Source organism: Bradyrhizobium sp. 2S1, from assembly GCF_011516625.5.
In the GTDB taxonomy this organism is placed as follows: Bacteria; Pseudomonadota; Alphaproteobacteria; order Rhizobiales; family Xanthobacteraceae; genus Bradyrhizobium; species Bradyrhizobium septentrionale.
In genome coordinates this window covers 1,173,865-1,199,498 of record NZ_CP147717.1, presented here as the reverse complement: position 1 = coordinate 1,199,498, position 25,634 = coordinate 1,173,865, and the positions used below count along the sequence as shown (strand labels likewise).

Below are 25,634 nucleotides of genomic sequence, written 5' to 3'. Positions count from 1 at the left end.
ATCCAGGTCCTGCCGCCTGCGCCGTTGTGCAGCTTGCGATGATGCGGCGCGCCGCCTAGCTTTCGGCGGCCGTTGTCCCGCCACCACGCTCCCGCAGGTCCCGATGTCGCAGCCGCTTCTGTTTCAGCCGATCACGCTTCGCGGCGTGACCTCCCGAAACCGCATCCTGATTTCGCCGATGTGCCAGTATTCGGCGACCGACGGTATCGCCAATGACTGGCACCTTGTGCATCTCGGTAAATTCGCCCAAGGCGGTGCCGGGCTGGTGATGGTCGAGGCCGCGGCGGTTACGGCCGAGGGCCGCATCACCCATGGCGATGTCGGCATCTGGAACGACGAGCAGATCGCGCCGCTCGAGCGGATCGCAGCCTTCCTGAAGGATAACGGCGCCGTGCCCTCGATCCAGCTCGCGCATGCCGGCCGCAAGGCAAGCATGCAGCGTCCGTGGTACGGCAATGCCGCACTCGACGCGGCCGACCGCGCCCGCGGCGATCTGCCATGGCGGACGGTGGCGCCGAGCGCGATCCCGATGGAAGACGGTTGGCTGATGCCGCACGCGCTCGACGTCGCCGAGCTCGCAGCGCTGCGCGAGCAATGGCGGCGCGCCACCTTGCGCGCGGTGGAGGCCGGCTTCGAATTCGTCGAGGTGCATTGCGCGCATGGCTATCTGCTGCACGAATTCCTCTCGCCACTGTCGAACCGCCGCAGCGACGCCTATGGCGGCGATCGTGCCGGGCGGATGCGCTATCCGCTCGAGATCATCGAGACCGTGCGCGCCGCCTGGCCCGCGGAGCGGCCGCTGTCGGTACGGATCTCCTCGGTCGACGGCATCGACGGCGGTCTCGCGCTCGAGGACCAGATCGCATTCGCCCGGCAAGCCAGGGCGCGCGGCGCCGATCTGATCGATTGCTCGTCGGGCGGTCTGCTCGGCTCGGCGACGGCGGCGCGGATTCCGCGCGGCTACGGCTTTCAGGTGCCCTATGCCGCCGAAATCCGCCGCGCCGCCGATGTTGCCACCATCGCAGTCGGCCTCATCCTGCATCCGCAGCAGGCCGAGGATGTTCTGGCGGGCGGCCATGCCGATCTGGTTGCGATCGGCCGCGAAGCGCTGTTCGATCCGAACTGGCCGCTGCATGCCGAGCTTGCGCTTGGCGGCAGAAGCGGCGAGATTTTCGCGTCCTGGCCGAAGCAATATGGCTGGTGGCTGGAGCGGCGCGAGCCGGGCCTGCGCAGGCTCGAAGGCCCGTCGCTGCCGTTCCGCAAGATCTGACATGAAGCCCTGAGAGGTCGTCATCATGACATCAATCGCAAAGCGTCCCTATCGTGGCGTCTTCCCCGTGGCGCCGACCATCTTTGATGCCAACGGCAATCTCGACCTCGACGGCCAGCGGCGTTGCATCGACTTCATGATCGACGCCGGCTCCCACGGCATCTGCATCCTCGCCAATTTCTCCGAACAGTTCGTGCTGACCGATGCCGAGCGCGAAACCGTGATGCATTCGGTGCTCAAGCATGTTGCGGGGCGGATTCCCGTCATCGTCACGACGACGCATTTCTCCTCGGCGGTCTGTGCGGCGCGCAGCCGCGAGGCGGAAGCCGCCGGTGCCGCCATGGTCATGGTGATGCCGCCCTATCACGGCGCGACCTTCCGCGTGCCGGAGCCGGGCATCTATGAGTTCTATCGGGTGGTATCGGATGCCATCAAGATCCCGATCATGATCCAGGACGCGCCGGTCGCAGGCACGCCGCTCTCGGTGGATTTTCTGACGCGAATGGCGAAGGAGCTTGCCAATATCAGGTACTTCAAGATCGAGGTGCCGATGGCGGCGAACAAACTGCGCGGCCTGATCGAGAAGGGCGGCGCCGAGATCGAGGGGCCGTGGGACGGCGAGGAGGCGATCACCCTGATGGCCGATCTCGACGCCGGCGCCACCGGCGCGATGACCGGCGGCGGCTATCCCGACGGCATCCGCCAGATCATGGATCCGTTCTTTGCAGGCCAGCGCGACGAAGCGGTGCGGGCCTATGCGCGCTGGCTGCCGCTGATCAACTACGAGAACCGCCAATGCGGGTTGCAGGCCTGCAAGGTCCTGATGCGCGAAGGCGGCGTCATCAAGTCCGACATGGTGCGCCATCCACTACAGCCGCTGCACCCGGCTACGCGAGCGGGGCTGATCGAGATCGCGCGCGCGCTCGATCCGGTCGTGCTGCGTTGGGGACGGTAACAGCGCTTATGCGTCCCACGCCACCGGCAGATCCAGCAGGCCGCGGAACGCCCAGCCGCCGATCCGCGGCGGCTTGTCCTCGATCAGGCGCAGGTTTTTCAACCGGTTGAAGATCGCGGGCAGCGCGACGTCGGCGACCATGGCGCGCGAGGCCCAGGCGCCGGCGCAGAAATGCGGGCCGGCGCCGAACGCGATGCTCTTGCTGGCGTCGCGCCGCACGTCGAACGCGTCGGGCTTGTCGAAATGCTTCTCGTCGCGGTTCGCCGAGCCGAACATCAGGAACACGCGCTCATTGGTCTCGAACGCGATGTCCCGGATCGTCCAGGGCTTTGCGATCCGCCGCGGCGACATGCCGATCGGAGAGATTCAGCGCGCATATTCCTCGAACACCTGCAACCACGGGATCGCGCCGCTCGTCGCCAGCGCAAGCTGGTCCGGATGCGTCAGCAGCGCCCACACCGTGCCGGCGATCGCGTCGCGCGGCTCGTTCTGGCCGCCCGAGATCGCGAGCTTGATATTGGCGCGCACGCTTTCCATCGGCATGTCGGTTTGCAGCATCACGCCGAGCAGGCTGAGGTCGGGCGTCTTGCGCAGCACCGGCACCATGTCGTCGATCGCGGCGTCGATGCCCGAGGTCGCCGCATGGCAGCGTGCCTCGATCGCGGGGTCGCCGACATAATTGGCGATGCCGTCGATCATGCCCTGCGACCACGCGTTCATGTCTTGGAAGCGCATGTTGGTGAGGCCGGTGATCGACTTCAGGCATTCGGCCGAGAACGGCAGCGCGAAAGCCTGCACGAAATCGACCAGCCCGTCCGGCTTCAATTCGTCGAGGATGCGCGTGGCATGTCCCTCGAATTGCGTGGTCCAGTGTGATCTGACGGTCTTCGGCGAGATCGCCGGGAAGATCGCCTTGCGCTCGTTCATGTGCGCATCGCCGTCCTTGCGCATCATGTTGTGGCCCATCAGTTTGTTCATCAGCCCCTCGGGCTGGTGCGACGAGAACACGTCGATCTGCTTCTCGGAGACGAAGATGTCGTCGCGGTTGCAGAGGAGCGTGCTGCCGAGCTGCGGCACGAAGGCGATCGGCGCTTCCTTGCGCATCCGCGCGAGCGTCGGATAGGGGTCCTGCCAGAAGGCTGGCACATCGATGTCGAAATGGGGTGCGGTGCTCACGACTTGATCTCAGGTTGGCCTCAGGTTTCGGACCGAGCATAGGCCGGAAAGCACCACCGGTCTGTCCCCACCGTTGGGGACAGGCGGAAGCCACCGCTCAAGGCCCCCTCAGTTCAGGCTGCGGGTCGAGGCCATCAGGCGCAGCGCGATCGCGAACAGCTCGTTCTGCGAGGAGATGCCGAGCTTGTCATAGGCGCGCTTGCGATAGGTGAGGGCGGAATGCAGACCGATGCCGAGCTCGGCCGCGATTGCTTCCGAGCTGAGGCCCGACAGGATGCGCAGGCAGACCTCCCGCTCGCGCCCGGTCAGCCGGGCGAGCGGTGCTGCCGTCGCAAACAGGGTCTGCAGCCGCGCGATCGGATCGGCATCCGGCGCCATGTCGGGCTGGAAGTGCCGCGCCACCGCTGCCGTCAACGCGGGCGCGACCGCGGCCAGCCGCGCGATCTGTTCGCGGCTGAAACGGCCTTGCGCTGTGATCTGGTAGAAGTTGACATAGAAGCAGGTGTCGCCAGTCCAGATCGCCGAGGCGAACTTGTCGACGATGTCGGAATCGTCGAAGAAGATCTTGCGGTAGCCGTCGCTGTACATCCGGCGGGCAAAGGTCGGCAGCACGATTGGCGTGGCCTGCGCCTGCCCCTCGAACACGGCATCGCGGTTCGGGTCGGCTTGATGGAAATGTTCGGAATAGGCGATCCCAAGCTCACGCCCGGTCGGGATGTTGCCGACGTCGAGCAGGCACGCGGCGGACCGCGGGCCTGGGAACGAGAACACCATGCAGTGGCCGACGCCGGCGACGCGACGCGGCGAACCGATGCGGCGCAGCGAACCGATCAGGGCCTGCGGAAAGCTGTCGCGGCCGATCGCCAGCCGCGCCGGCGTGATGTCGCTGACGACAGAAGTCTTGAAGGCGAAATCTGCCTTCATGGCGTCCTCCCTGTGTTTCGGGAAGATTAGCAGCGACATCACCGGCTTGGAAGCGGACCATAGCGTTTTCGAGCGAAGTGGGGCCCGGTTTGCGTGAAGAAAACGCGTCGTACAAGAAGCTCGGGTCAGGCGCCCGGCACCTGATCGAGGAAGCCCGTGATGCTCCTGATCCGGCCGTCCTTCAGCATGGCGAAATCGGTGCCCTTGATCGGGCTGTCGACGCCGTCGGGTCCGAGCCCCCAGGAGAAGCGGACATGGTCGCCGAAGCCGTTCGGTTCGCCGATCAGCTTGAAGGTGAAGTCCGGAAATTTCTGCTGCACGCCGGCGATCAATGCATCGACGCCCTCACGGCCATCGCCGCTCATCAGCGGATCGACATAGCGCGCATCGGCGGTCCAGTTCTGGCTCAGCATCTCGCGGCGACGGCTCGGCGTCCGCTCGTTCCAGAGCTCGATATATTGCGGGCGATGGTGGCGTGGTCGGTCATGGTGCTCTCCTTCGATGGGCCGGACTGTCGGCTGTCCGGACTATCGAAGGTTCGCAGGCATCGATCGATTACCTCGGAGGTCATCGCGCGTGCTACGGCGCGATCGTCAGCACCGCCTTCATGTTGGGATGGTAGCGGCAGTAATAGTCGACCGTGCCGGCCTTGGTCAGAACCGACTTGACCGTTTTCTTCGGCGCAATCGTCACGTCGAAGTCGCCGTTCTTCGCGGTGGCGGTGTGCGCCAATACGTCCTTGTTGACCCATTCGATGGTGTCGCCGACCTTGGCCGATACCTCGGCCGGCGAGATCACCAAATTCTCCATCACGATCTGGATGGTGGCCGCATGCGCCGGGACAGCCGTCGCGCCGAACACGAGCAAGGCGAGCGTTGCGAGATTGCGTCCTGGCAACATCATGCGTCTCCTTATTTCAGGCTGGCCGCGACATGTTCGGCATGCTGCTGGTGGCCCTGGAAGATCTTCAGGCCGGTCTGCAGCAGGCCCTTCAGCTCGGGATTGGTGGCCGAAGGGATCAGCTGCGTCTCCAGCGCCGTGTTGACGGTCTTGTGGTAGGTGACCTCGTTGTCGATATAGGCCTTGTCATAGGCGGCGCCTGTCAGCTTGCCGAGCTCGGCGAGCTTGTCGGCCGCCTGTTTCGACAGCGCCTTGCTGGTGTCGTTGTCCTCGGGCGTCACCTTCAGCTTCTTGACGAGGTCGAGCGCCTGCTTGTTCACCGCCTCATGGTCGCGCGCCATGTCCTGGGCGAACGCCTTGACTTCCTTGTTGGAAGCCTTCGACTCGGCCTGCTTGGCGGCATCGATGTCGATCACGCCGGCGGTATAGGCGATGTGCGCGATCTGCGGATCGGTCGGCTTTGCGCCCTGCGCCAACGCTGCTCCGCTGAGAACGCTGAGCGCGGCGACCGCGATGCTCAATCGAACGAACATGGTTTGACACTCCTGTTGAGCCGGGCGTAGCGCACGGCACGTTGTTGGTTGCACAGGAGTTGGATGGTGCGGACGCGCCGAGGTTCCCGAAAATCTATGCGGTGGCGCCGAGCCGTTTCAGGACCGCCTCGGTCAATCGCTCGCAGCGTCTGCCCGCAAAGGGAAAGGCCTCCATTACGACGGGGCCGATCTTCCGCTCGACATTGTCGCGAAGCATGGTCCGGGCACGGTGCAGGCGGGTCTTCACGGTTTCCGGCTTCAGGGCGAGGATTTCAGCGGTCTCCTCGACATTCATGCCCTCGATCACCCGGGTGATGAAGACGAGGCGGAACGCCTCGGGCAGCTCATCGATCGCGCGCTCGACAACATGCTGGATTTCGCGTTGGGCCATGGATTTTTCCGGATCGTCCGCTGATGACAAGGGGAACTGGATGATCTGAGCCTCAAGGGCGCCTCTCGGTAGCTCGGACCATTCCACGCTTGTGTGCCTGCTACGCAGGCGGCCGAGCGCCTCGTTGATCGCGATCCGCGACAGCCAGGTCGAAAGGCTCGAGTTGCCGCGGAACTGGTCCAGATGGGTGAAGGCGCGCACATAGGCCTCCTGAACCACATCCTCGGCCTCGTTGTCGTTGCGCAGGATGCCGCGCGCCAGCCGGAACAGCCGGCGATTATTCGCCTGCATGATGGCGCGAACCGCGGCCTCGTCGCGGGCGAGCGCGCGTTGCACGAGCTCGGCTTCGACTGAGCGGATCGGCGGTGGTTGCTTTACCTGGGCCTGGCGCATGGCTGGATTGCCTCACTGTTCACTGATCATCGACATTAGATGCCACGGGGCCGGCCAGGTTCCCGAGAAAATCGTGATTGGCCAAAACAGCTCACAATCAGCGGTCACGGCTTGATATATGCCTCCGGATCGCCGCGCGCATGCGCCTCCATCGCATCGAGGAAGCAGCGCACCTTGGCAGGGACAAATTGCCGCGCGGGCAACAGCGCGTGCACGTTCAGCGGCTCGCAGGCGTGATCCGGTAACAGCCGCCGCAACTCGCCGGCGGCGACCGCGGCGCGGGTGTAGCTCGCGGTCACCCGCAGCACGCCATGGCCGGCAAGCGCAGCCTGCAGGCGGACATGGGCATTCGAGCTGGTGAGACGGGCGCGATCCACCGCAAGATGCTCGACCGCACCACCGGGAGCGGTGATCGCCCATGGCGGATCGCTCGGGCCGGTCAACAGCGGCAGCTTTCTCAGCTCAATCAGCGTGCGCGGCTCGCCCAACTTCTCCAGCAGCGCCGGCGCGGCGAACAGGCCGCGCTCGAGGGTGAAGACGCGGCGGATCACGATGCCGGCCGACGGCAGCGGCGCCTCCAGCATCGCGAACACGATGTCGTAGTTTTCGGCGATCGGGTTGACGATGTCGTGCTCGACATCGATCCGGATCGCGAGCTCGGGATAGCGGCCCATCACAGCGCAGGCGACCGGCCCGGCGTGATGCGCGCCGAATTCGTAGGGCGCCTTGATGCGCAGGGTGCCTGCGACCGCGCTGCTCATCGCGAGCGCCTCGCTGTGGGTGTCGTGCAGCGCGGTGAACAGCGGGCGCACCTTGCGATAGATGGTCTCGCCGGAATCGGTCAGCCGCAGGTGCCGCGTGGTCCGCTCGATCAGCCGCAGCCCGAGATTGGCTTCGAGACGCTGCACCGCAGCACTGAGGCTCGATTTGGGATGTCCGAGCACGCGCGCGGCCGCGGTGAAGCCGCCATGCTCGACAACCTCGCAAAACAGCTCCCAATCGCGCCACTCCATGGCCGATTGTCCATCCAGCGGTACAGTGTGTCCAGCCAAATCGGATTATCCCGGCGATCGCAATCACCTAACCTCGTCGTAACCAAATTTGCATCGGGAGGGCGAGATGGCCGACGACAACGGAATTTTCCTGCGCAACGCCTGGTATGTGGCGGCGCTGAATCACGAGCTGATCGACGGCAAGAAGCTGGCGCGCACCATCCTGGAGCGGCCGATCGTGCTCTATCGCGGCTCCAGCGGAAAGGTGGTCGCGCTCGATGACCGTTGCTGCCATCGCGCCGCGCCGCTCTCGATGGGACGCGTCGAGGGCGACGACATCAGGTGCATGTATCACGGCATGAAGTTCGCGGCCGACGGCAAGTGCATCCAGATTCCCGGCCAGGACGCGATCCCCGCCAAGCTCGGCGTGCGCAGCTATCCCGTGGTCGAGCGCTACAACATGATCTTCATCTGGACCGGCGATCCCGAGAAGGCCGATCCGAAGCTGATCCTGGATTATCCGCCGCTCGAAGATCCCAAATGGCGCGGCCTGCCCGGCTACATGCACTACAAGGCCAATTGGCTCCTGATCGTCGATAATCTCAGCGACTTCGCCCACCTCGCCTTCGTCCACACCAACACGCTCGGCGGCTCCGAGGAATACGCCTACAAGACCAAGCCGGTCGCGATCGAGAAGCTGGACGACGGCTTCCGCGTCGAGCGTTGGCACATGGGCGCCGATGCGCCGCCCTACCACAAGAAGGTGATTTCCAACCGGGCCGACAAGGTCGATCGTCGCAATATCGGCCGCATGATCGTTCCGGGCATCTTCACGCTCGATACCACGTTTGCGCCGGCCGGGCAGGGCGTGGAGAAAGGCGTTCAGGTTCCGGGCACGCGGCAATACCGCAACGCCCAGTTCATGACGCCGGAGACCCGCTCGTCGACGCACTTCTTCTGGAATTACCTGCACGATTTCGACATCGGCAACCCGAACATCGCGCTCTCGTTGCGGCATTCCCTCGAGGAGGCCTTCAACGAGGACAAGGACTTCATCGAGGCGCAGCAGAAGGTGCTCGACGTCGATCCGGACTATCAGCTGCTTGCGATCGGCGCCGATGCGCCGCTGACCTATTTCCGCTGGCTGTTCGCGCGCAAGCTCGAGGCGGAGAGGGGCACAGCACGCGTCGCATAGTCGCTGAAGCGATGGCCATCACCGCCTGGTCACAAGCTGCGCCGGGATCGCGAGATCGTGACGTGCTGGCGTGGCTGCGCTCCAGCGGGTTTGGCGTAAGGTGCTCAACGTGAATTCGTCGGTTTTTGATTAGGGTCAAGGCTTCGACCCGCGCCGGCCAGACCATTTCGGTGGCGATCAATCGGTGAATGAGCTTGCCCGACAAGGCGGACCCATCGGAAAGAGGCGCGAGCGCCAGCTGGGTGCAGGACGCCTGGCTGTGGCCGTTTGAAGCCACGCGTTTGGCGCTGGACATCTACTCGCAGTGGTACCCCAATCTCGCGCCGGAGCCGGCGGATGCGCCAGGCGAAGCGGCACTGCCCTGGACGACGGCCCACTCGGTCGCGCTTCAGCTGCCGTCGATGCGCCTGCTCGACTTTTCAAGCGCGGTCGAAGGCCCGCCGCTGCTGGTCTGCGCGCCCTATGCGCTGCACCGCGCGCAGATCGCGGATATTGCCCCCGGCCACAGCCTGATGGAGGCGTTACAGCAGGCGGGTCTAGCGCGTCTCTATCTCACGGATTGGCGCTCGGCGGCACCGGAGATGCGATATTTCTCGATCGACACCTATCTGTCTGATCTCAATGTGGCCGTCGACACGATCGGGCCGCCGGTCGACCTTGCAGGTCTCTGTCAAGGCGGCTGGCTGTCGTTGCTTTATGCGGCGCGTTTCCCCGGCAAGGTGCGGCGGCTCGTGCTTGCAGGCAGCCCGGTCGACGTCTCGGTGTCGTCGGAGCTTTCCAGGATGGTCGCCTCGCTGCCGCAGCAAGGCTTCGAGGCGATGGTGCGTCAGGGAGATGGGATCGTCAGTGGCAAGTACATGCTGCAGCTCTGGAGCATTCCGTTCAGCCTGCTTGACGTGGAGGCGGCGCTGCAGCGACGTCTCGACGGCAAGTCGGAGGACGCACAGGCGCTGCTCGATCGTTTCACGCGCTGGAACAGCGAGACGCTTGATCTGCCGGGCACCTACTACCTGGAAGTGACTGACTGGATCTTTCGTCAGAACCGGATCGCGGCGGGAGACTTCGTCGCGCTTGGCACCAAGATCGATCTTGCCGCGGTGAAGCTGCCGACCTTCCTGCTCGCCGCGGAGAACGACATCGTTGTTCCGCCCGACCAGGCATTTGCGACAATGCGGCTGTTGGGCACGCCGCCCGCGTGGCTGCGAAGCGAGACTGAGCCGTGTGGTCATCTCGGCCTGTTCATGGGCTGCAGGGCTCTGGCCGGTCCATGGCGCCGGATTGCCCGCTGGCTGCAGTCCGATCTCGGCGAGGCCGCGGGCGAGCGAGCACGGATCAGCGCGTGAGTGCAAAAAACGAAAATGCCCCGAATTGCAATTTTGCAATCCGGGGCATCCGATATCCGTCGCGACGACGTGCGTCGCGGTTGATTGTCGCGCTTACTTCGCCGCGACAACCATGATCTCGACATTGTACTGCGGCGCCGCGAGCTTGGCCTCGACGGTGGCGCGGGCCGGGGTGTTACCCTCCGAGACCCAGCCGTCCCACACCGCGTTCATCTCCGGGAACGTCTTCATGTCGGTGATGTAGATGGTCGCGCTGAGGAGTTTTGACTTGTCGGTGCCGGCCTTGGCCAAATGGCCATCGATGATCGACAGGATGTCCTTGGTCTGGTCGGTGACGCTGCCGCCCGCGGCCTTGCCGGCGACGACGCCGGCGAGATAGACGGTGTTGCCGTGCACGACGGCCTGGCTCATGCGCGGGCCGGTTTCGAAACGTTGAATGCTCATTTGGGTCTCCACTTGAATGGCGGCACTGTCTACCGCGCCGCGGGGTTCGCCGCCACTGCGCATTTTGCAAACGTACATCTCACGGAAAGCGCGTAAAGAACGCCCAAATCGTATCGGCGCCGTCGATATCGCCGTTTTGCGGTCCGAGCAGCGCGGCCGCCAGTTTCGTAAAATGCGCGTCCGGGAAGTGGCCGGGCATGCGGTGGCCTCCGCCATTCACCCGGTAGAGCACGACGTCACGTCCCTGCGGACAGGCTGAGTCGATCCGTGTGACAGTTTGATTGGTCGGAAGGGTTGCGATCGGGCAGATCGGTGGTTGCGGCGTCCTTGTTCTCGCAGCCATTGGTCCGCCGCCAGAATTGCAGGGGGCGTTCGGTCGACCAGAATCCGTCGACCGCAAAATAGCTGGTGCCGCGTCCACCCTGATAGGGGATCAGCGGGTCGACGGTGCCGTTCATCAGGAGCACCGGCACTGGACGCACAGGCCGGCAGGCGCCGGCGGATTCGTCGGTCAGGTTCATGACCACGCTGGCCGCCGCCGCGAACAGGTCGGCGCGTTCGCAGGCCAAGGTCATGGCCATCGCGCCGCCATTGGAGATGCCGGTGACATAGATGCGCTTCGGATCGGCGGTCCCGTCGCCGACGAGCTTCGCGATCAATTGCGCAATGAAGGCGACGTCGTCGGTGCCTTCCGGCGGCGGATCGGCGGCGCGCCGCGCGTTCGGCCGGGAGTCGGCCCAGGCGTGGTTCAACCCATCGGGATACGCCACCGCGAAGCCGTCGCGCCTGGCGATCAATGGCCACGACGTCCGTGTGATCATGTCGGCGCTGCTCTGGGTCTTGCCGTGCAGCACGATGACGAGCGGCGCGGGCCTGGTTGCAGGTGGCTGCAGCGTGAATGTTCGCGTCGCGCGCCGGCACGATGCTCAAGGCGATCGCGCCGGCCAAAACCAGCATACCGATTGGATGCCGTCGCATCGCTGAGGTTTCCTGTCCTCGCGATGGCGATATCAGCATGACGACACAGCCGGTTCAACCGGTCCGGCCGAACACGGCTTTCACGATCCGGTCGGCGGCTTCAGCGCATCGGCCCAGCGTGCGAACAGCGCCACTTGTTCAGCCGGCCAGGCCCCGTCGCAGGGCATGGTGCCGGCTTCCAGACGGGCCAGGATCTGCCGGCGGTGCTTGATCACGTCCTCCTCCTTCCAGAGGTCGAAGGCGAACAGCATCGAGTTGCGATCCATCGGCCGGAACAGCGGCCGGATGTGTGCTTCGAACTGCACCGCCTCGCCCGGACTGGGCAGCGCTACGCTGGTCTCGGTTGCGGCTTGCGCGTCGCCTTCAATTGCGGACAGCCGCGCCGCGGGCGTTGCGTTGCAGACCCACCACCATCGCGGCACCGGCATGTTCGGCGGCGGTTTCGCACCGGCCCCCGAATTCTCCACCGCGATCCGTGAGCCCCATTCGATATAGGCGACGAACGCGGCGCGGAATTCCGGATCGGACGGCAGCCCGGCATCGTCGGCGCTCTGCACCATATAGGTGGCCCACAGCGCGCGTTGCTCCGGCCGGATCTCCTTGCCGATATGCTGCGACACCATCCGCCGATAACCGCCATAACGTTCGGTGTAGAAGCGCGGGCCGCCGAACACCTCGCTCAGCCACGCCGCCACCCGTTCGGGATGGTCCGGCGACATTTCGGCGAACAGCGGGCCGAGCAGCGGATCTTCCGGCACATAGCGGCCGTAGAAGATGCGGGTCATGTCGAGCAGCGCCGGATAGCCGCCGGCCCATTCGAACAGCGTCGGCTCGCGCAAGGGATCGGGGACCGGATCGCGAAATGCGACGTTCCAGTGCATGCCGCTGCAGAACGGCTTGTTCAGCGAAGAGCCGCAGCGGCACAGACTGACATGTTCCTGCGACGCGCCCGCGTTCCGTGCGACCGGCGTGCCATCCTCATCGACCAGATCGACATGGCCGGTGACGCGATAGGGGCCGTCCTTCGACACTTCTATCTGCGGCGGCCGGCTGACGTCGGACAGGTTGGCGTCGCGCGCGGGGCCAATGCCGATCCCGAGCGCGCCCGATGGGCACCTGCGTACGGCGTTGAGGAGATCGTCGAAGCGCGCGCCGCTCGGCGCGATGAACGGCTCCTCACCGAGATGAAACACGGAGCTGAGCCGGTCGGTGCACAAGCCGGAATGTGCGCAGGTCCCGCGATTGTCGAACACATACGCCTGCTGCCCCGCATAGACGTCAAGCTTGTCCGGCACCCGCCGCGCATCCCTGGAGTCGGTGAAGCCGCACGCAACGTGGCTGTCGTCGCAGAACGGCTTTGTCTGCGATTGTCCGCAGCGGCAGAGCCGCACCGGCGCCTCGGCTGCGATCGGCACACCGAGATGATCGACGATCGGAATGCCGGGCTCGGGTTCGTAGGGCCCGTTGCGTCTGACGATGATGCGCTTGTGCGCCGCTTGCTTGTCGTTTGCGTCTCGGGCGGAATTGTCTTCTGTCATGCCTTGCAATGATCCCTGAACTCGCCCAACCCGCGCAAAGCGTGCTTAGATGGATCGATGGCGGCTCTCAACGAACCAGATGGAAAGTGCCGCGGGAGAACGGGATGATCCGCAAGACCAAGCGCAAATATGGTTGCCCGGTCGAGTTCTCGATCGATCAGCTCAGCGGCAAATGGAAGACCGTGATCCTGAGCCGGCTGAAGGTTCGGCCGATGCGCTATGGCGAACTGCGCCACGACATCCCGCAACTCAGCGACAAGGTTTTGACCGAGCGCCTGCGCGATCTCTGCAATTCAGGCTTCGTCAGGCAGGAGCGCGGCGGCGGCTCCTCGCGCTACTGCCTGACCAAGCGCGGCGAGATGCTGAAGCCGATGCTGCAGGCGCTCTACGATTGGGGCGAGGCCAATGCCGACACGTTCGGCGTCCGCTTCCTCAGCGCGGAGGCGGATTGGAGGCGAGCGGGTGATAATTGAAATTAGGTTGGATCGGTCGGGCCGCGGCCTCGATGCACCTCTCCCGCTTGCGCCGTCGCAGCGGCTCGTTGCCAAAATATCGAAAACAACCCCATGCAAAGTAGCCGGCGGCGGCAGGCGTTCGACCAGGCAACTTGACACGTCGGGCAACTCAGCGATATTCTTCTAATATTCCGAAATCGTGCAGGCGCCCACCGCAAGCGGGAGAGGGCCTCCAGCCCTTTCGCGGTTGCTATTCGACCTCTAGCTCACCGCCTTCGCCGCCGCGCGTCCGGCATTGCGGCCCGAAAACAGGCAGCCGCCGAGGAACGTGCCTTCCAGCGAGCGATAGCCGTGCACGCCGCCGCCGCCGAAGCCGGCGGCTTCGCCGGCCGCGTAGAGACCGCGGATGATCTGGTGATCATTGCCGAACACGCGCGAATCCAGATCGGTCTCGAAGCCGCCGAGGGTCTTGCGGGTGAGGCTGTTGAGCTTCACCGCGATCAGCGGGCCGTGCTCGGGATCGAGGATCCGATGCGGCTTCGCGGTGCGGATCAGCCTGTCGCCGATATAGCGGCGCGCATTGTGCAGGTTCATCACCTGCGCATCCTTGACGTAGGGATTGGTGATCTCGCGGTCGCGCGCCTCGATCTGCGTCTTGATGGCATCGAGCTGCAACAGGTCGTTGCCGGCGAGCTTGTTCATGGCACCGACGAGATCGCCGAGATTGTCGCGCACGATGAAGTCGGCGCCGTGCTGCTTGAAGGCTTCGACCGGCGCCGGCGCGCCCTTGTTGGTGGCGCGCTTGATCGTCATGCGCCAGCTCTTGCCCGTGAGGTCGGGGTTCTGCTCGGAGCCCGACAGCGCGAATTCCTTCTTGATGATGCTCTGGGTCAGGATGAACCACGAATAATCGTAGCCCGTGCCCATGATGTAGTGCAGCTGCCCGAGCGTGTCGGAGCCCGGGAACAGCGGCGCCGGCAGCCGTTTGCCTGACGCGTCGAACCACATCGATGACGGTCCTGGCAGAATCCGGATGCCATGACGCGGCCAGATCGGGTTCCAGTTCTGGATGCCCTCGACATAGTGCCACATCCGGTCGCGGTTGATCAGACGGCCGCCGGCCGCCTCGGTGATCCCGATCATGCGGCCGTCGACATGTTCGGGCACGCCGGAGATCATGAATTTCGGCGGTTCGCCGAGCCGCTTCGGCCAGTTCTGCCGCACCAGATCATGATTGCCGCCGATGCCGCCGGAGGCGACGATCACCGCCTGGGCGCGAAGTGCGAAATCGCCGACGACATTGCGCGAGGAACTCTTGCCGCGCTCGACGCCTGTCGGTTCCAGGATCGCGCCGCGCACGCCGTCGACCGCGCCGTTGCTGACATCGAGCGCGTCGACCCGATGGCGGAATTTGAACACCAGCCGTCCGCTTTTCGCGGCCTCGCGTGCGCGACGCTCGAACGGCTCGACGATGCCGGGACCGGTGCCCCAGGTGACGTGAAAGCGCGGCACCGAATTGCCATGGCCCATCGCGTCGTAGCCGCCGCGTTCGGCCCAGCCGACCACCGGGAAGATGCGATGGCCCATCGCGCGCAGCCAGTCGCGTTTCTCGCCCGCCGCGAACGCCACATAAGCCTCAGCCCATTTGCGCGGCCAGTGATCCTCCTCACGATCGAAACCGGCGGTGCCCATCCAGTCCTGCAGTGCGAGGTCTGCGGAATCCTTGATGCCGAGCCGGCGCTGCTCCGGCGAATCGACCAGAAACAATCCGCCGAACGACCAGAAGGCCTGGCCGCCGATGCTCTGTTCCCCTTCCTGGTCGAGCACGATGACGCGCTTGCCTGCGTCGGCGATCTCGGTTGCGGCGACCAAGCCTGCCAGCCCGGCGCCAATCACGATCACATCCGCATCGTCAGCCATGTTTGATTCCCCCCGTCCCGCTGCGATTGAAGACCGCGTGATTGCGCGCGGTCAACGCCGAATGGACCTTGCCTGTGGCGGCCGGGCACCAAGTAGTTGCGGCAGGCTGTTCCAGTTTGGGACCTTTTCCACGCTCCACTGCAGCGCGCGCGCAACACCCAATTTGAATTTGTTTTGTCCGGCTTCGCTCGTCTGGACAAAAATCCGCAGCCGCAACACGCTCACGACATCTTGCATCACAAGACCAACAGATTCGGTTTCGACTGGGGCTGGCCATGAAGTTGATGACGGGGTTGCTCGCTGCGGTTCTCCTGCTGGCGGGAATGGGGGCGTCACAGGCAGTGGTCAGAATCGCCGACGATCGCGGCGGCAAGATCGGGATTTATGTCGACAAATATCAGGACCTGCGCACGTCGGGCGAGACCGTCATCATCGACGGGTTGTGCGCCTCGGCCTGCACCATCGTGCTCGGCAAGGTTCCTCATGACCGGATCTGTGTGACGTCACACGCCAGTCTCGGCTTCCATGCGGCCTGGGATTACGGTGACGACGGCCGCCCGGTCCCCAATCCCGAAGCCACCCATATGCTGTACCTGATGTACCCGCCGGCCGTCCGCAGATGGATCACGGACCGCGGCGGCCTGACCCGCCGGATGATCTTCCTGCGCGGCAAGCAGCTGCAGGCGCTGTACAAGCCGTGCTACCTCAACGCCCAGGCCTCGGCGTCGAAGCCCGAGCACTGAGCTCCGGCTGATCTCTGCATTTAATCCTCGTCTGCCATCGCCGGCGTGATCCGGCCGCTGCCGGGAGTAGCCTCGCTATCATTTGACGGCCTGCGGCCGCCGTTGCGCTTGCTGCCTGCCGGAACCCGGCTTATCTCAACCGTATGGTTCAGCCGATCTCCACCCGATCCGAGCTCGTGACGGCTCCGCAGGGCCGGGTGGCATCTGCGATCCTGTGGGGCGCCGCCGGCATCGGCGGGGTGGTCCTGCTTGCCGCCGCGGCGCTCTGGTTCCACTACGGGACCGCGGTGTTTTTCGAAACGATCACGGCCGGCATCTCCGCCTGCTTCTGACAAGGATGTCCCGCCCATGCCTCGGACCACTCGCCCGCTGGTGATCTTCGCCGCCTTCGCCGGCAGCCTCGCGGTCGGCCTGTTCCTTATGCTGTGGGCGGTCGGGGGCCTCCGCACTGTCGCCGCCCCGGCCGCGATCGGCGGCCCGTTCCAGCTCACCGACCAAGCCGGCCAGACCGTCACCGACAAGAACCTCCAGGGCAAGCCGACGCTGATCTTCTTCGGCTTCACCCATTGCCCGGACGTCTGCCCGACCTCGCTGTTCGAGATTTCCGAGGTCCTGAAGGCGATGGGCAAGGACGCCGATCGCGTGAATGCCTATTTCGTCTCGGTCGATCCGGAACGCGACACCGCCACCGCGATGAAGGATTATCTTTCGAGCTTCGATCCGCACCTCAAGGGCCTGACCGGCGACCCCGCCGCGATCGCCAAGGTGCTGTCGAGCTATCGTGTCTACGCCAAGAAGGTGCCGCTGAAGGATGGCGACTACACGATGGATCACACCGCGCTGATCTATCTGATGGATCGCGACGGCCGTTTCGTTTCGCCGTTCAATCTGAAACGGACGCCGGAAGAGGCCGCGGCCGATCTCAAACGGTATCTCTGATTGCCATTTCCGCTTCAGAATTAACCCAATCGGCGCTCGCATCACGCGCCGGATGGTCTATAAGCCGTTCAATTCCCTAAAATTGCCGGTTATGCCAGATTTGTCCGCCCAGCCCTTTGCCGTCCGCTCGCGCCAGCTTTGCCTGGCCGCGGGGGTGATGGCGGCTGGCTTGCTGGCGCTGGCAGGCCCGGCGATCGCGCAGACACCCCCCACCCAGGCACAGCAGGCGCCCGCGGCCAAGACGGCTCCCGCTCCAACTCCGGCTCCTTCTGCCAGACCGGCCCCTGCACCGACGGCGCCTGCGCCGCCCCCGGCCGCTGCCGTGCCACCGACTCCAACCCTGCCGCCCAAGGCCGCTGCCGAGGCTGCGCCGCAGGCGGTGCCGGGCTTCTGGGACCCGCGGCGCCGCCCGGATAGGCCGGACCTCTCGCGCCTCACCGTGATCCGCTTCCTGACCGAGACCGACTATCCGCCGTTCAACTTCACCGGGCCGGACGGCAATCCGGCCGGTTTCAACGTCGACCTGGCGCGTTCGCTCTGCGACGAGATCAAGGTCACCTGCACCATCCAGATGCGCCGCTTCGAGACCCTGATCGATGCGCTGGCCACCAACCGGGGCGATGCCATCATCGCGTCGATGGCGGTGACGCCGCAGCTGCGCGCCAAGGTCGATTTCACCGATCCCTATTACCGCGCGCCGGCACGCTTCGTGTCGCGCCGCGACAACGTGATGCCGGAAATCCGCCCGGAATTTCTCGAGGGCAAGAAGGTCGGCGTGATCGCCGGCACCTCGCACGAGGCCTACCTCAAGGCGATGTTCACCGACGCCGAGATCCATTCCTATCCGGATAACGATGCGCTGCGCGCGGCGCTGCGCCGCGGCGAGGTCGATTTCATCTTTGGCGATGCGATCTCGCTCGCGTTCTGGATCAACGGCACCGATTCCGGCGAATGCTGCGCGTTCTCCGGCGGCCCCTTCGTCGAAAGCCGCTTTTTCGGTGAGGGCGTCGGCATCGCCGTCCGCAAGGGCAACGATCTGCTCCGGCAGTCGCTGAATTGGGCGCTGTTCCGGATTTGGGAAAAAGGCCGCTTCACCGATCTGTGGCTGCGCTATTTCTCGATCAGCCCGTTTTGACACTGTGGTCTTCACCTCGCCCCGCTTGCGGGGAGAGGTCGGAATTCAAGCGCAGCTTGAATTCCGGGTGAGGGGGAGCCTCCGCGAATCCGTCTCTTGCCATTTGATGCGGATAGAGCCCCTCACCCCAACCCTCTCCCCGCAAGAGCGCAGGGCTGTCCGGGGAATGATTCACTGTGTCGCGGTGCATGCTCGGCAAAACCGAGGCAAATCGGTCTTTTCTGGTTGTCGAGACACAGAAGGCCGAGCATGCGATTTCGCGATAGCATTTTTAGTAGGCTGCTTGAACCGATCAATCGGCGGCAGTTTCAGACGGCTGTGGATCGTCTGGACGGGGATGCCTACGACAAGTCGTTCAAGAGCTGGGATCACCTGGTAGCGCTGATCTATGCGCAGTTGAGCGGGAACAACAGCCTGCGCGCCGTGGTGACCGGCTTCAACGCCAATCCTCAGCATCACTATCATCTGGGCACCGGCAGGTTGTCCCGCTCGACGCTGTCGGATGCCAATACCCGCCGCCCGTCCAGCATTTTTGCGCAAACCTTTGCACGATTGTCGGCGATGGCAAGCCGGCAGTTGCGGGGCGAAGGCAAGGAGATGGTGCGCCTGATCGACGCCAGTCCGATCCCGCTTGGCAAAGTTTGCACCTGGGCGGTGTGGAACGGCCGCATCCGCGGCATGAAGCTGCACGTGGTCTACGATCCCAAGGGCGATATCCCGAAGTGCGTCGAGGTGACGGCTGCCAACGTCAACGATATCGAGATCGGTCGCCAGACTCCGATCCAGGCCGGCACAACCTACGTGTTCGACAAGGGATATTGCCGTTTCGACTGGTGGCAGAAGATCAATGATAGCAAGGCTTTCTTCGTGACCCGGCCGAAGACGAGCATCCGGCTACGCGCGGTCAGGCATCGCACCATCCGCAACAGCAAGGGGGACGGCTTCAGGATCATCGTCGACGACGAGGTGAAGCTCACCAGTAAGGGCGACTCGCGTTTGCCGATACCGCTGCGGCGCATCAAGGTCAGGCGGGAGAACGGCGGCGTGATCACGCTTCTCACCAACGATACGACCCGAACGGCCGTCGAGATCGCCGCCCTCTACAAGAGCCGGTGGCAGATCGAACTGCTGTTCCGCTGGATCAAGCAGCACCTCGACATCCGCAAGTTCCTCGGCACCAACGACAATGCAATCCGCCTGCAAGTGCTTGCTGCGATGATTGCCTACCTACTGTTGCGCATTGCCGCGCGGACCAACTGCATCAAAATGCTGCCGCTCAGGCTCGCCGAACTCGTCAGCCAGTTCCTGTTCACCCGGCGAGCCTTCGCCAGCATCGACAAGCCTCCGCCAATCAACCCTAGGAGCCCGTCCAGATATGTTTTCGTGACGGGCATTTGTTGTAGAGTAGCAGGCTCAGGCTGCGTTTGCGAGGTTGAACAGCTTGAGGAGGTTATGGACGGTGCAGATCATTGTCCACTCGGCGTGCACTTTCTCGATGCCCCGCAACAGGAACTGGCGGAAGCCTCTTGCCTGTTTGATCTGCCCGAACACCGGCTCCACCACTTGCTTTCGCAATCGGTAGGGTGTTTCGAAGCCGCCATCGTCGATCTTCTTTCGCATGGCCTGTGTCAGCGGGCCGCCGACTTTTCCGTTCGCTACTGTCGGGTGCTTGGCGCGTCCGGGCGCGACATAGCCATCGATGCTGCGTGTGTCGAGCGCTTCGAGATTGGCTTCGCTGCAGTAGCCGGAATCCGCTGAGGCCTGCCGCGGCTTGCGGCCAAGATTGCTCTCGATGGCCTCGATCAGGGGCACCAACTGGCCCTGATCGCTGCCGTGCTGGGTCAGTTCTTGCGCGACAATGATCTGGGCATGTGCATCGACGGCCGCCTGGGCATTATAGGCCTGAACGAAGCCATCCTTCGACTTCATGATGCGGCTTTCCGGATCGGTGAAGTTGCGTTGCGCCTTGGGATTGGGTTCCTCCGATGGCAGCGCCGCCGGTTTGCCCGGCTTCTTGCGGCCTTCGGCCTGGCGCTGCTGTTCCTTTTCGGCCTCGATGCGGCGCTCTTCCTCCGCCGCCAGTTTGGCGTCCGCTTCCAGCGCCGCCATCGCTTGCTGGATCTTCGCCAGCCGTTTCTGCTTGTCGACGGTCCAGTCCGGCAGTTCGTCGCTGTTGCCGAAAGTCTCATCCTCCGAGGCATCCGCCGCCTCGGCGGCCGCCAGCATGCGAGCGACCTCGGCCTTCAATTCCGCCTCGCGCTTCTTCATGCGCTCATAACTCATCGCCTTGTGTTTCGACGCGTTCGCCTTGATCTTCGTACCATCCAGCGCGACATGACCGAGCTTGACCAGCCCGGCCGTCTCGCACAACTTCAGAACCTGCACGAATAGCGCGCCGAGCGCCTTCAAATGTCGCTTGCGAAAGTCGCTGATCGTCCGAAAATCCGGCGCATCCAGCGCCACGATCATCACAAAATCGTTCCGCTCCCGGCAGGCCTTGGCAATCCGACGCGACGAATACAGCCCACTCGCATAGCTATGCAGCAGCAGCGCCACCATCATCCGCGGATCAAACGGCGGCTGCCCAAGCCCGCTCACATAGCTGCCCATGATCTCCCTGAGATCGAGGCTCTCCCGCACCAGATCAACCATAAACCGCGAGACATGGCCTTTCGGCACGAAGTCCTGCACATTCGGCGGCAGAAGCAGCGTCTGATCGATGTTCCAAGGCCGAAAATACTTGCTCATCGCCCAATGTTGAATCAGACCCGACCAGATTTGAACAGCGACTATCCAGACAAGCTCCTAGGGAGCGCCAAGCTGCGACATTCCGCGATGTTCTGCGACATTCTACGATGCCGCCCCCGTCAGGTAGCGCTATGTCGCGCGCTAACTGATTGCTCACCGCGGAAACGCCCGCGAGCTGATTTGAACTTTCGGAACAAAGTTCCCTTCAGGCATGTTATCGAAGCCCGCGGACAACACTTGAGGTGCGCTGGGGGGGCGCTCGCGACTAGGCAGTTGAGCGAGGTGTCGCCCGATGTGATGCAGGCGGCGGGGTAGAACCGTTTACGGCTTGATCCGGCACTTGAACCCCTCGCGCAGCCGCTCGATCGCAGGATAATGCATGGCGCTTGAACGGGTGGATGACGACAGCTCTGGGTTTGCGAGGCCGAAACTCGGCCTCGCATTTGCTGCTCGCTATGCTGAGACGTCGGTCGTGCTCCTGGTGCTGGGCGTGGCCTTGGTCATCGGGCTTGCGACCGCCGCGGATTACGGGCTGTCCACCGACGAATTCAACACCGACGAGTACGGCCCCAAGGCGCTTGCCTGGTACACGAGCGCCTTTGCGGACCGGTCTCAGTTCGAGGCGGTCGAAGAGTATCTGTGGATGTATGGACCGTGGTTTCAGATGCTTGTTGCGGCCGTGCAGTCGCTTGAGCTCGCGAACCCGATCACGGTCCGGCACGCAATGACCTTCCTGTTGGGCCTCGCCGGGCTCGCCGCCGTCGTGCCGATGGCACGGCTCACGGTCGGATACTGGGCTGGATTGACGGCACTCACCCTGTGCCTGCTGACCGGCTACCTGTACGGCAACCTGTTCTTCGCCCCGATCGACGTGCCGTTCCTGTTCGCCATGAGCTGGTCGACGCTCGCGATCGTCCTGATGGTGCGGCAGGAGGTGCCGAGCTGGCCTCTGACTCTTGCGACAGGCCTTGCCACTGGCCTCGCCATCGCGACGCGCACCGGCGGGGTGATTACGCACGCCTACCTCGTCGGCGGCATGAGCCTGTGCGCGCTCGAGGCGCTGCTGCGCCATGGCCGCGCGGGCTATGGCCAATTGCGCCAGATCGCGTTGCATACGTTGCTTGTCATCCTCATCGCCTGGCTGACGGCGATTGCGCTCTGGCCCTGGTTGCAGATTGGAAATCCGCTCACGCAATTCCTCGAGGCCTATCGGCACTTTGGTACGCTCGACACCTCGTTCGAATTCCAGAACTGGAGCCGGCTCACATTCACCGATAACGTGCCCGCCTGGTACATCCCCGGACAGCTCCTGGCGCGCCTGCCGGAGGGCTTTTTGGCGTTGCTGTTGATCGGCATGGCGGTCTGGATCGGTGCAGCAGCGTGGTGGAGCCGCGCCGCCCTCGGCGCCCTGCGTCGGTCCGGCGTCGCGGGCCTGCGACCAGTCGCGGCCGAGCTCGCAGGATCGCGCGCGGTGCTCGTCGTCGGTGTGGCGGCGTTCGGGCCTATCGTGGTGCTCATCCTGCAGGGCTCGACGCTCTATGACGGTGTCCGCCATGTATTGTTCGTGATCCCAATGCTCGCCGTCGTGGCCGCGCGCGGGCTTGCGAGCCTCTTGCCCTTCTTCCGACGCCTCCCGATTGTGCCCGCGGCCCTCGGGGTCGCGCACACGGCCGCCATCGTGGCGACGCTCATCATCCTGCATCCGCTCGAGTATATCGCGATGAACAGTCTGGCAGGCGGCGTTGCCGGCGCTTACGGCCGCTTCGACCTCGATTATTGGAGCATGGCGGCTCCCGAGGCGCTGCGCCGCCTCGAGGATCGAATTGACGCCGAAGGCCGGTTCGCGGGCGATCCGCCGCGCGTGCTGATCTGCCTGGCCTGGCGCGAGCAACTGGCAGGCGTGATGTTCCGTCGCAACTGGATTGCCGAAACGCATCCGGAAGAGGCCGACTACCTGATCACCACCGAGCGCTGGCCCTGTGCCGACGGCACGACGGCCGTATTGGTTGATGAGGTCACGCGATTCGGTCGCCCGTTCGCCAAGATCTACGCGAATCGTCGCGGGCTCGGTGAGTGACGCCAAGTCAGCCGCGACTTGAAGTCAGGCGCGACTCGGCAATGGCATCTACTTCTTCGCCCGCGATTCAATCGGGGGCGCGCCAGCCTTTCGGCCCAACGTGACCGGGCGACGTTTTCGCGGGGGGACTGCCTCACGCCGGCTCTCCTTGGCGCGATCGATCGCCACGGCGCGCGCTAGCCGCGTGATCATGTCGAGCTGGAGCCGCAGCTTCAGATGCAAGTTGAGCATGATGAGCAGGCTGATCACGACCCAGATATAGACGATGAGGTCGGAGCCGCGCCCGATTCCCACGAGGGCCGCAAGTGCTGTGGCGTGCTCTTGCATCCAGACGAAGTAGAGGCCGGCGAGCGCCGCGCTGCTCGCGAGCAGGCCGATGATGGGCACCGTTCGATGCGCCGACCAGGCGTAGACCAGAACCAACGTCAGAAGGGCCGTCAGCAACAGCTGCGCGATCATCGGTAGAGCCTCCGCTCAAACAGATCGATTAGGATGGTCAGCGCATCGGTGATGCGTTGACCCTTGCCCAGTGAATAGGCGCTGTACTCGATATTCACCGGCACTTCGACAAAGCGCAGGCGGCTGAGCGCGATCTGGTGCAGGATCTCGGACGCGTGCGCCATTCGGTTCTGTCGCAAGGAGATCGCGCGGGCGCCGCGCGAGGTCATCGCCCGTAGGCCATTGTGGGTATCGGTGACCGGCAGTCCGGTGCTTGCGCGCGTGAACCAGAGCGCGGCGCTGAGCAGGATGCGGCGCGCCATCGGCAGATTTGCGGTCGCGCCGGTGAGAAAGCGGCTGCCGAGCGCGAAATCGATGCCGGGCTGCTCGATCGCCGCGAGCAGCGCCGCGATGGCCGCGGGGGAATGCTGGCCGTCGGCGTCGAACGTGACAAGCGCATCCGCACGCTGCTCGAGGGCGTAGTCGATGCCGGTCTGCAGCGCGGCGCCCTGTCCGAGGTTGATCGGATGCCGGACGACGACCGCGCCTGCGAGCAACGCGACGTCGCCGGTGCGGTCGACGGAGCCGTCATCGACCACGACGACGGCGTATCCGGCGCGGCAAATGCCGGACACGACGCTGCCGACCGCCGGCGCTTCATCGTACGCCGCGACAACGACCCAGGGATTGCGAATCCGGCCGGTCATGTCTGATCCATCCGCAACAAGAACAACCCGTGGGAGGCTCGTATCATGGCGACGCCTTGCTCAAGACCACGCGCATCGCGTCGAACAAGTTCACCGGAATGGCGAACCGGTTGCCGGTCGGGCCGGCCGCGATCTTGCGGCCGAGCATGCGACCGACCTGGAAGGCGATCAGCGAGAGCGGCACGAATTTCCAGGGGTGATCGGAACTCTCGACGCGAAGGCCGACCGAATGGGCCAGAGACGCGATGCTGTCGCGGTTGAAGAACCACAGGTGCTGCGGAGGCGTCATCAGGCGCCAGTGCGCGCCGGTCGACCGCGCCGCCAAGGAACCGAAGTCTCCGGTCGTCAGCACGATGATTCCGTCTGACCGGAGATGGTTCGCGAACAGCGCGAGGGCTTCCTGCGGGTCGGGCAGATGCTCGATGACGTCGAGGAGGACGATGACATCCAGGGTGCCAAGCGACTTGAGAGTCGCTTCGCTCAGCAGGCCGCAGACGACGTTCAAGCCGAGATCGCCAGCGTGGGCGGCAGCCGCCTCCACCGGCTCGATGCCGCTCACCTCAAATCCGGCGCGGCGGGCTTCATCGAGAAAGAAGCCGTAGGCGCAACCGATCTCGAGCAGGCGGCCCTCTGGCTTGCGGCGCTGGATGAATTCGACCGAGCGGGCGAACTCGTGCCGTAACACGGGCTCGGCGCCGTGATAGTCGGCGTAGCCGTCGGACTGACGGCCGGAAAAGTAGCCATCGTCGTAATAGGCGAGGGGATCGAAGCTCGATGCCTCGGTGCGTCCCAGTCCGCAGTCACGACATTGAAAGATGTCGCAACCGTTCTTGGTGTAAAGCAACCGATGCGGCGTCGCCCGGCTGCACGCGGGACACTCAAGCGTCGGCGCAGCTCGGTCGTTTCGCATCAGCACATGCGTCCCTCCAATGGCGCTTCTTCAGTGCGAAAAAACGCCTTCAACGCCGAACTGTTCCGCTCGGCGAACCGCCACGGGGTCGCAGGCTGCCTGGCTGGCCGCTGCGAAATAGATCGAGGATGGTCCACACTCTCGCTGGTGCAGCGCGGTGAAACGGCGGTCGTCCGAGGGGACGACGCCGAAGCTACCGGGCGCTAGCGTCGTCACGCTGGCGCAACGTCAGCTGAGGCTGATCTTGAGCTGCTTGGGCGCGTTGTCGCCCAGGATGCTGGCGGGCTGCTCGTCCGTGAGCTCCAGCGTCTTCATGACGTATTCGATAGGAGGGCACGGAGTGCTGCCGGCTTCCACCCGCACTTAATGCTTCTAAAATTATACAGCAATCTCAATTACATAAGAGTTTTCGGCTTTGTTCTGGCTTCCCGCGCCAAGTCCGCGCTGTTCCACGATATTGTACGATGCGACTCCGTTCGGGAGCCATCCTGCTCGACAACTGATTGATCGCGCCGGTCTGCATCAGCAGA

General features: G+C 64.3%; 24 protein-coding genes and 3 pseudogenes. 11 read left to right on the top strand and 16 right to left on the bottom strand.

The annotated features are described in order from the left end of the window. The first annotated feature begins 103 nt into the window (after positions 1 to 103). Together HAP54_RS05850 and HAP54_RS05845 are read left to right on the top strand one after the other, a co-directional pair. Positions 104 to 1,270 (top strand): NADH:flavin oxidoreductase/NADH oxidase, encoded by a 1,167-nt coding sequence (locus tag HAP54_RS05850; protein ID WP_166299051.1) that lies wholly within the window; start codon positions 104 to 106, stop codon positions 1,268 to 1,270. Positions 1,271 to 1,295: 25 nt separating this feature from the next. Beyond that, positions 1,296 to 2,225, top strand: a complete 930-nt coding sequence (locus HAP54_RS05845) for a dihydrodipicolinate synthase family protein (RefSeq protein ID WP_166299050.1) — start codon at positions 1,296 to 1,298, stop codon at positions 2,223 to 2,225. Positions 2,226 to 2,231: 6 nt separating this feature from the next. On the opposite strand, the pseudogene HAP54_RS05840 reads toward HAP54_RS05845, so the two are convergent. The 7 genes and pseudogenes from HAP54_RS05840 to HAP54_RS05810 form a co-directional block, all read right to left on the bottom strand. After that, a pseudogene (locus HAP54_RS05840) lies at positions 2,232 to 3,401 on the bottom strand (cytochrome P450). Between the two features lie 108 nt (positions 3,402 to 3,509). Next, complete coding sequence (locus HAP54_RS05835) at positions 3,510 to 4,325, bottom strand: helix-turn-helix transcriptional regulator (RefSeq protein ID WP_166299049.1); 816 nt, start codon at positions 4,323 to 4,325, stop codon at positions 3,510 to 3,512. A 125-nt stretch (positions 4,326 to 4,450) separates the two neighbouring features. Next, positions 4,451 to 4,812 (bottom strand): annotated as a pseudogene (locus HAP54_RS05830) (nuclear transport factor 2 family protein). 92 nt (positions 4,813 to 4,904) lie between these two features. Continuing rightward, positions 4,905 to 5,225: a cupredoxin domain-containing protein gene (locus HAP54_RS05825; RefSeq protein WP_175619370.1), complete on the bottom strand. Its 321-nt coding sequence runs from the start codon at positions 5,223 to 5,225 to the stop codon at positions 4,905 to 4,907. 11 nt (positions 5,226 to 5,236) lie between these two features. After that, positions 5,237 to 5,758 (bottom strand): DUF4142 domain-containing protein, encoded by a 522-nt coding sequence (locus HAP54_RS05820; protein WP_166299048.1) that lies wholly within the window; start codon positions 5,756 to 5,758, stop codon positions 5,237 to 5,239. Positions 5,759 to 5,852: 94 nt separating this feature from the next. Further along, entirely contained in the window at positions 5,853 to 6,542 is a 690-nt protein-coding gene (locus HAP54_RS05815; protein ID WP_166299047.1) for an RNA polymerase sigma factor, read from the bottom strand. Between the two features lie 104 nt (positions 6,543 to 6,646). Next, positions 6,647 to 7,555, bottom strand: a complete 909-nt coding sequence (locus tag HAP54_RS05810) for a LysR family transcriptional regulator (protein WP_166299046.1) — start codon at positions 7,553 to 7,555, stop codon at positions 6,647 to 6,649. Positions 7,556 to 7,661: 106 nt separating this feature from the next. Here HAP54_RS05810 and HAP54_RS05805 point away from each other — a divergent pair, with 106 nt between their 5' ends. Both HAP54_RS05805 and HAP54_RS05800 read left to right on the top strand, forming a co-directional pair. Further along, positions 7,662 to 8,729 (top strand): aromatic ring-hydroxylating dioxygenase subunit alpha, encoded by a 1,068-nt coding sequence (locus tag HAP54_RS05805; protein ID WP_166299045.1) that lies wholly within the window; start codon positions 7,662 to 7,664, stop codon positions 8,727 to 8,729. Between the two features lie 188 nt (positions 8,730 to 8,917). Further along, positions 8,918 to 10,072, top strand: a complete 1,155-nt coding sequence (locus tag HAP54_RS05800) for an alpha/beta fold hydrolase (RefSeq protein ID WP_166299044.1) — start codon at positions 8,918 to 8,920, stop codon at positions 10,070 to 10,072. A 93-nt stretch (positions 10,073 to 10,165) separates the two neighbouring features. Here HAP54_RS05800 and HAP54_RS05795 read toward each other — a convergent pair whose 3' ends face one another. The 3 genes from HAP54_RS05795 to HAP54_RS05785 all read right to left on the bottom strand — a co-directional run bounded on the left by HAP54_RS05795 (position 10,166) and on the right by HAP54_RS05785 (position 13,032). Then, positions 10,166 to 10,516, bottom strand: a complete 351-nt coding sequence (locus tag HAP54_RS05795) for a RidA family protein (protein ID WP_028339041.1) — start codon at positions 10,514 to 10,516, stop codon at positions 10,166 to 10,168. Positions 10,517 to 10,752: 236 nt separating this feature from the next. After that, positions 10,753 to 11,370, bottom strand: a complete 618-nt coding sequence (locus HAP54_RS05790; RefSeq protein WP_248114267.1) for an alpha/beta hydrolase family esterase — start codon at positions 11,368 to 11,370, stop codon at positions 10,753 to 10,755. A 204-nt stretch (positions 11,371 to 11,574) separates the two neighbouring features. Then, a complete protein-coding gene (locus tag HAP54_RS05785; RefSeq protein ID WP_166299043.1) occupies positions 11,575 to 13,032 on the bottom strand; it encodes a CDGSH iron-sulfur domain-containing protein in 1,458 nt (485 codons plus the stop codon). 104 nt (positions 13,033 to 13,136) lie between these two features. On the opposite strand from HAP54_RS05785, the gene HAP54_RS05780 reads away from it, so the two are divergent. After that, positions 13,137 to 13,505 carry a winged helix-turn-helix transcriptional regulator gene (locus tag HAP54_RS05780; RefSeq protein ID WP_166299042.1) on the top strand — a complete coding sequence of 123 codons (369 nt, stop codon included), beginning with the start codon at positions 13,137 to 13,139 and terminating at the stop codon, positions 13,503 to 13,505. 243 nt (positions 13,506 to 13,748) lie between these two features. Here HAP54_RS05780 and HAP54_RS05775 read toward each other — a convergent pair whose 3' ends face one another. Further along, positions 13,749 to 15,407, bottom strand: a complete 1,659-nt coding sequence (locus HAP54_RS05775) for an FAD-binding dehydrogenase (protein ID WP_166299041.1) — start codon at positions 15,405 to 15,407, stop codon at positions 13,749 to 13,751. A gap of 275 nt (positions 15,408 to 15,682) precedes the next feature. On the opposite strand from HAP54_RS05775, the gene HAP54_RS05770 reads away from it, so the two are divergent. The 5 genes and pseudogenes from HAP54_RS05770 to HAP54_RS05750 form a co-directional block, all read left to right on the top strand. Further along, a complete protein-coding gene (locus tag HAP54_RS05770; protein WP_166299040.1) occupies positions 15,683 to 16,150 on the top strand; it encodes a hypothetical protein in 468 nt (155 codons plus the stop codon). A gap of 197 nt (positions 16,151 to 16,347) precedes the next feature. Beyond that, positions 16,348 to 16,482, top strand: a complete 135-nt coding sequence (locus HAP54_RS05765) for a hypothetical protein (RefSeq protein ID WP_283843079.1) — start codon at positions 16,348 to 16,350, stop codon at positions 16,480 to 16,482. A 16-nt stretch (positions 16,483 to 16,498) separates the two neighbouring features. Further along, positions 16,499 to 17,089: an SCO family protein gene (locus HAP54_RS05760; RefSeq protein WP_166299038.1), complete on the top strand. Its 591-nt coding sequence runs from the start codon at positions 16,499 to 16,501 to the stop codon at positions 17,087 to 17,089. Positions 17,090 to 17,180: 91 nt separating this feature from the next. Then, positions 17,181 to 18,224, top strand: a complete 1,044-nt coding sequence (locus HAP54_RS05755; protein ID WP_166299037.1) for a transporter substrate-binding domain-containing protein — start codon at positions 17,181 to 17,183, stop codon at positions 18,222 to 18,224. Positions 18,225 to 18,473: 249 nt separating this feature from the next. Beyond that, positions 18,474 to 19,592: pseudogene (locus HAP54_RS05750) on the top strand (IS4 family transposase); the annotation flags it as partial. A 45-nt stretch (positions 19,593 to 19,637) separates the two neighbouring features. On the opposite strand, the gene HAP54_RS05745 reads toward HAP54_RS05750, so the two are convergent. After that, positions 19,638 to 20,972, bottom strand: a complete 1,335-nt coding sequence (locus tag HAP54_RS05745; RefSeq protein ID WP_166299036.1) for an IS1182 family transposase — start codon at positions 20,970 to 20,972, stop codon at positions 19,638 to 19,640. 379 nt (positions 20,973 to 21,351) lie between these two features. Between HAP54_RS05745 and HAP54_RS05740 the strand changes: the two genes are divergently transcribed. Then, a complete protein-coding gene (locus HAP54_RS05740; RefSeq protein ID WP_029084876.1) occupies positions 21,352 to 23,049 on the top strand; it encodes a hypothetical protein in 1,698 nt (565 codons plus the stop codon). A gap of 48 nt (positions 23,050 to 23,097) precedes the next feature. On the opposite strand, the gene HAP54_RS05735 is transcribed toward HAP54_RS05740, so the two are convergent. The 4 genes from HAP54_RS05735 to HAP54_RS05720 all read right to left on the bottom strand — a co-directional run bounded on the left by HAP54_RS05735 (position 23,098) and on the right by HAP54_RS05720 (position 25,467). Beyond that, complete coding sequence (locus tag HAP54_RS05735; RefSeq protein ID WP_051346788.1) at positions 23,098 to 23,508, bottom strand: DUF2304 domain-containing protein; 411 nt, start codon at positions 23,506 to 23,508, stop codon at positions 23,098 to 23,100. Next, a complete protein-coding gene (locus HAP54_RS05730) occupies positions 23,505 to 24,194 on the bottom strand; it encodes a glycosyltransferase family 2 protein (protein ID WP_035978298.1) in 690 nt (229 codons plus the stop codon). The genes HAP54_RS05735 and HAP54_RS05730 overlap by 4 nt, the downstream gene beginning before the upstream one ends. Positions 24,195 to 24,237: 43 nt before the next feature. Beyond that, positions 24,238 to 25,104 (bottom strand): class I SAM-dependent methyltransferase, encoded by an 867-nt coding sequence (locus tag HAP54_RS05725; protein ID WP_224741966.1) that lies wholly within the window; start codon positions 25,102 to 25,104, stop codon positions 24,238 to 24,240. A gap of 228 nt (positions 25,105 to 25,332) precedes the next feature. Next, positions 25,333 to 25,467, bottom strand: coding sequence for a hypothetical protein (locus HAP54_RS05720; protein WP_256375217.1), 135 nt, complete (start codon positions 25,465 to 25,467; stop codon positions 25,333 to 25,335). Positions 25,468 to 25,634 lie beyond the last annotated feature (167 nt).

Coding starts and splice junctions, on each gene's coding strand:
- HAP54_RS05850 (WP_166299051.1), top strand. CDS start 104: ATGTCGCAGCCGCTTCTGTTTCAGCCGATCACGCTTCGCGGCGTGACC.
- HAP54_RS05735 (WP_051346788.1), bottom strand. CDS start 23,508: ATGATCGCGCAGCTGTTGCTGACGGCCCTTCTGACGTTGGTTCTGGTC.
- HAP54_RS05810 (WP_166299046.1), bottom strand. CDS start 7,555: ATGGAGTGGCGCGATTGGGAGCTGTTTTGCGAGGTTGTCGAGCATGGC.
- HAP54_RS05785 (WP_166299043.1), bottom strand. CDS start 13,032: ATGACAGAAGACAATTCCGCCCGAGACGCAAACGACAAGCAAGCGGCG.
- HAP54_RS05845 (WP_166299050.1), top strand. CDS start 1,296: ATGACATCAATCGCAAAGCGTCCCTATCGTGGCGTCTTCCCCGTGGCG.
- HAP54_RS05760 (WP_166299038.1), top strand. CDS start 16,499: ATGCCTCGGACCACTCGCCCGCTGGTGATCTTCGCCGCCTTCGCCGGC.
- HAP54_RS05780 (WP_166299042.1), top strand. CDS start 13,137: ATGATCCGCAAGACCAAGCGCAAATATGGTTGCCCGGTCGAGTTCTCG.
- HAP54_RS05745 (WP_166299036.1), bottom strand. CDS start 20,972: ATGAGCAAGTATTTTCGGCCTTGGAACATCGATCAGACGCTGCTTCTG.
- HAP54_RS05815 (WP_166299047.1), bottom strand. CDS start 6,542: ATGCGCCAGGCCCAGGTAAAGCAACCACCGCCGATCCGCTCAGTCGAA.
- HAP54_RS05755 (WP_166299037.1), top strand. CDS start 17,181: ATGCCAGATTTGTCCGCCCAGCCCTTTGCCGTCCGCTCGCGCCAGCTT.
- HAP54_RS05770 (WP_166299040.1), top strand. CDS start 15,683: ATGAAGTTGATGACGGGGTTGCTCGCTGCGGTTCTCCTGCTGGCGGGA.
- HAP54_RS05820 (WP_166299048.1), bottom strand. CDS start 5,758: ATGTTCGTTCGATTGAGCATCGCGGTCGCCGCGCTCAGCGTTCTCAGC.
- HAP54_RS05825 (WP_175619370.1), bottom strand. CDS start 5,225: ATGTTGCCAGGACGCAATCTCGCAACGCTCGCCTTGCTCGTGTTCGGC.
- HAP54_RS05730 (WP_035978298.1), bottom strand. CDS start 24,194: ATGACCGGCCGGATTCGCAATCCCTGGGTCGTTGTCGCGGCGTACGAT.
- HAP54_RS05800 (WP_166299044.1), top strand. CDS start 8,918: ATGAGCTTGCCCGACAAGGCGGACCCATCGGAAAGAGGCGCGAGCGCC.
- HAP54_RS05835 (WP_166299049.1), bottom strand. CDS start 4,325: ATGAAGGCAGATTTCGCCTTCAAGACTTCTGTCGTCAGCGACATCACG.
- HAP54_RS05805 (WP_166299045.1), top strand. CDS start 7,662: ATGGCCGACGACAACGGAATTTTCCTGCGCAACGCCTGGTATGTGGCG.
- HAP54_RS05740 (WP_029084876.1), top strand. CDS start 21,352: ATGGCGCTTGAACGGGTGGATGACGACAGCTCTGGGTTTGCGAGGCCG.
- HAP54_RS05795 (WP_028339041.1), bottom strand. CDS start 10,516: ATGAGCATTCAACGTTTCGAAACCGGCCCGCGCATGAGCCAGGCCGTC.
- HAP54_RS05775 (WP_166299041.1), bottom strand. CDS start 15,407: ATGGCTGACGATGCGGATGTGATCGTGATTGGCGCCGGGCTGGCAGGC.
- HAP54_RS05725 (WP_224741966.1), bottom strand. CDS start 25,104: ATGCGAAACGACCGAGCTGCGCCGACGCTTGAGTGTCCCGCGTGCAGC.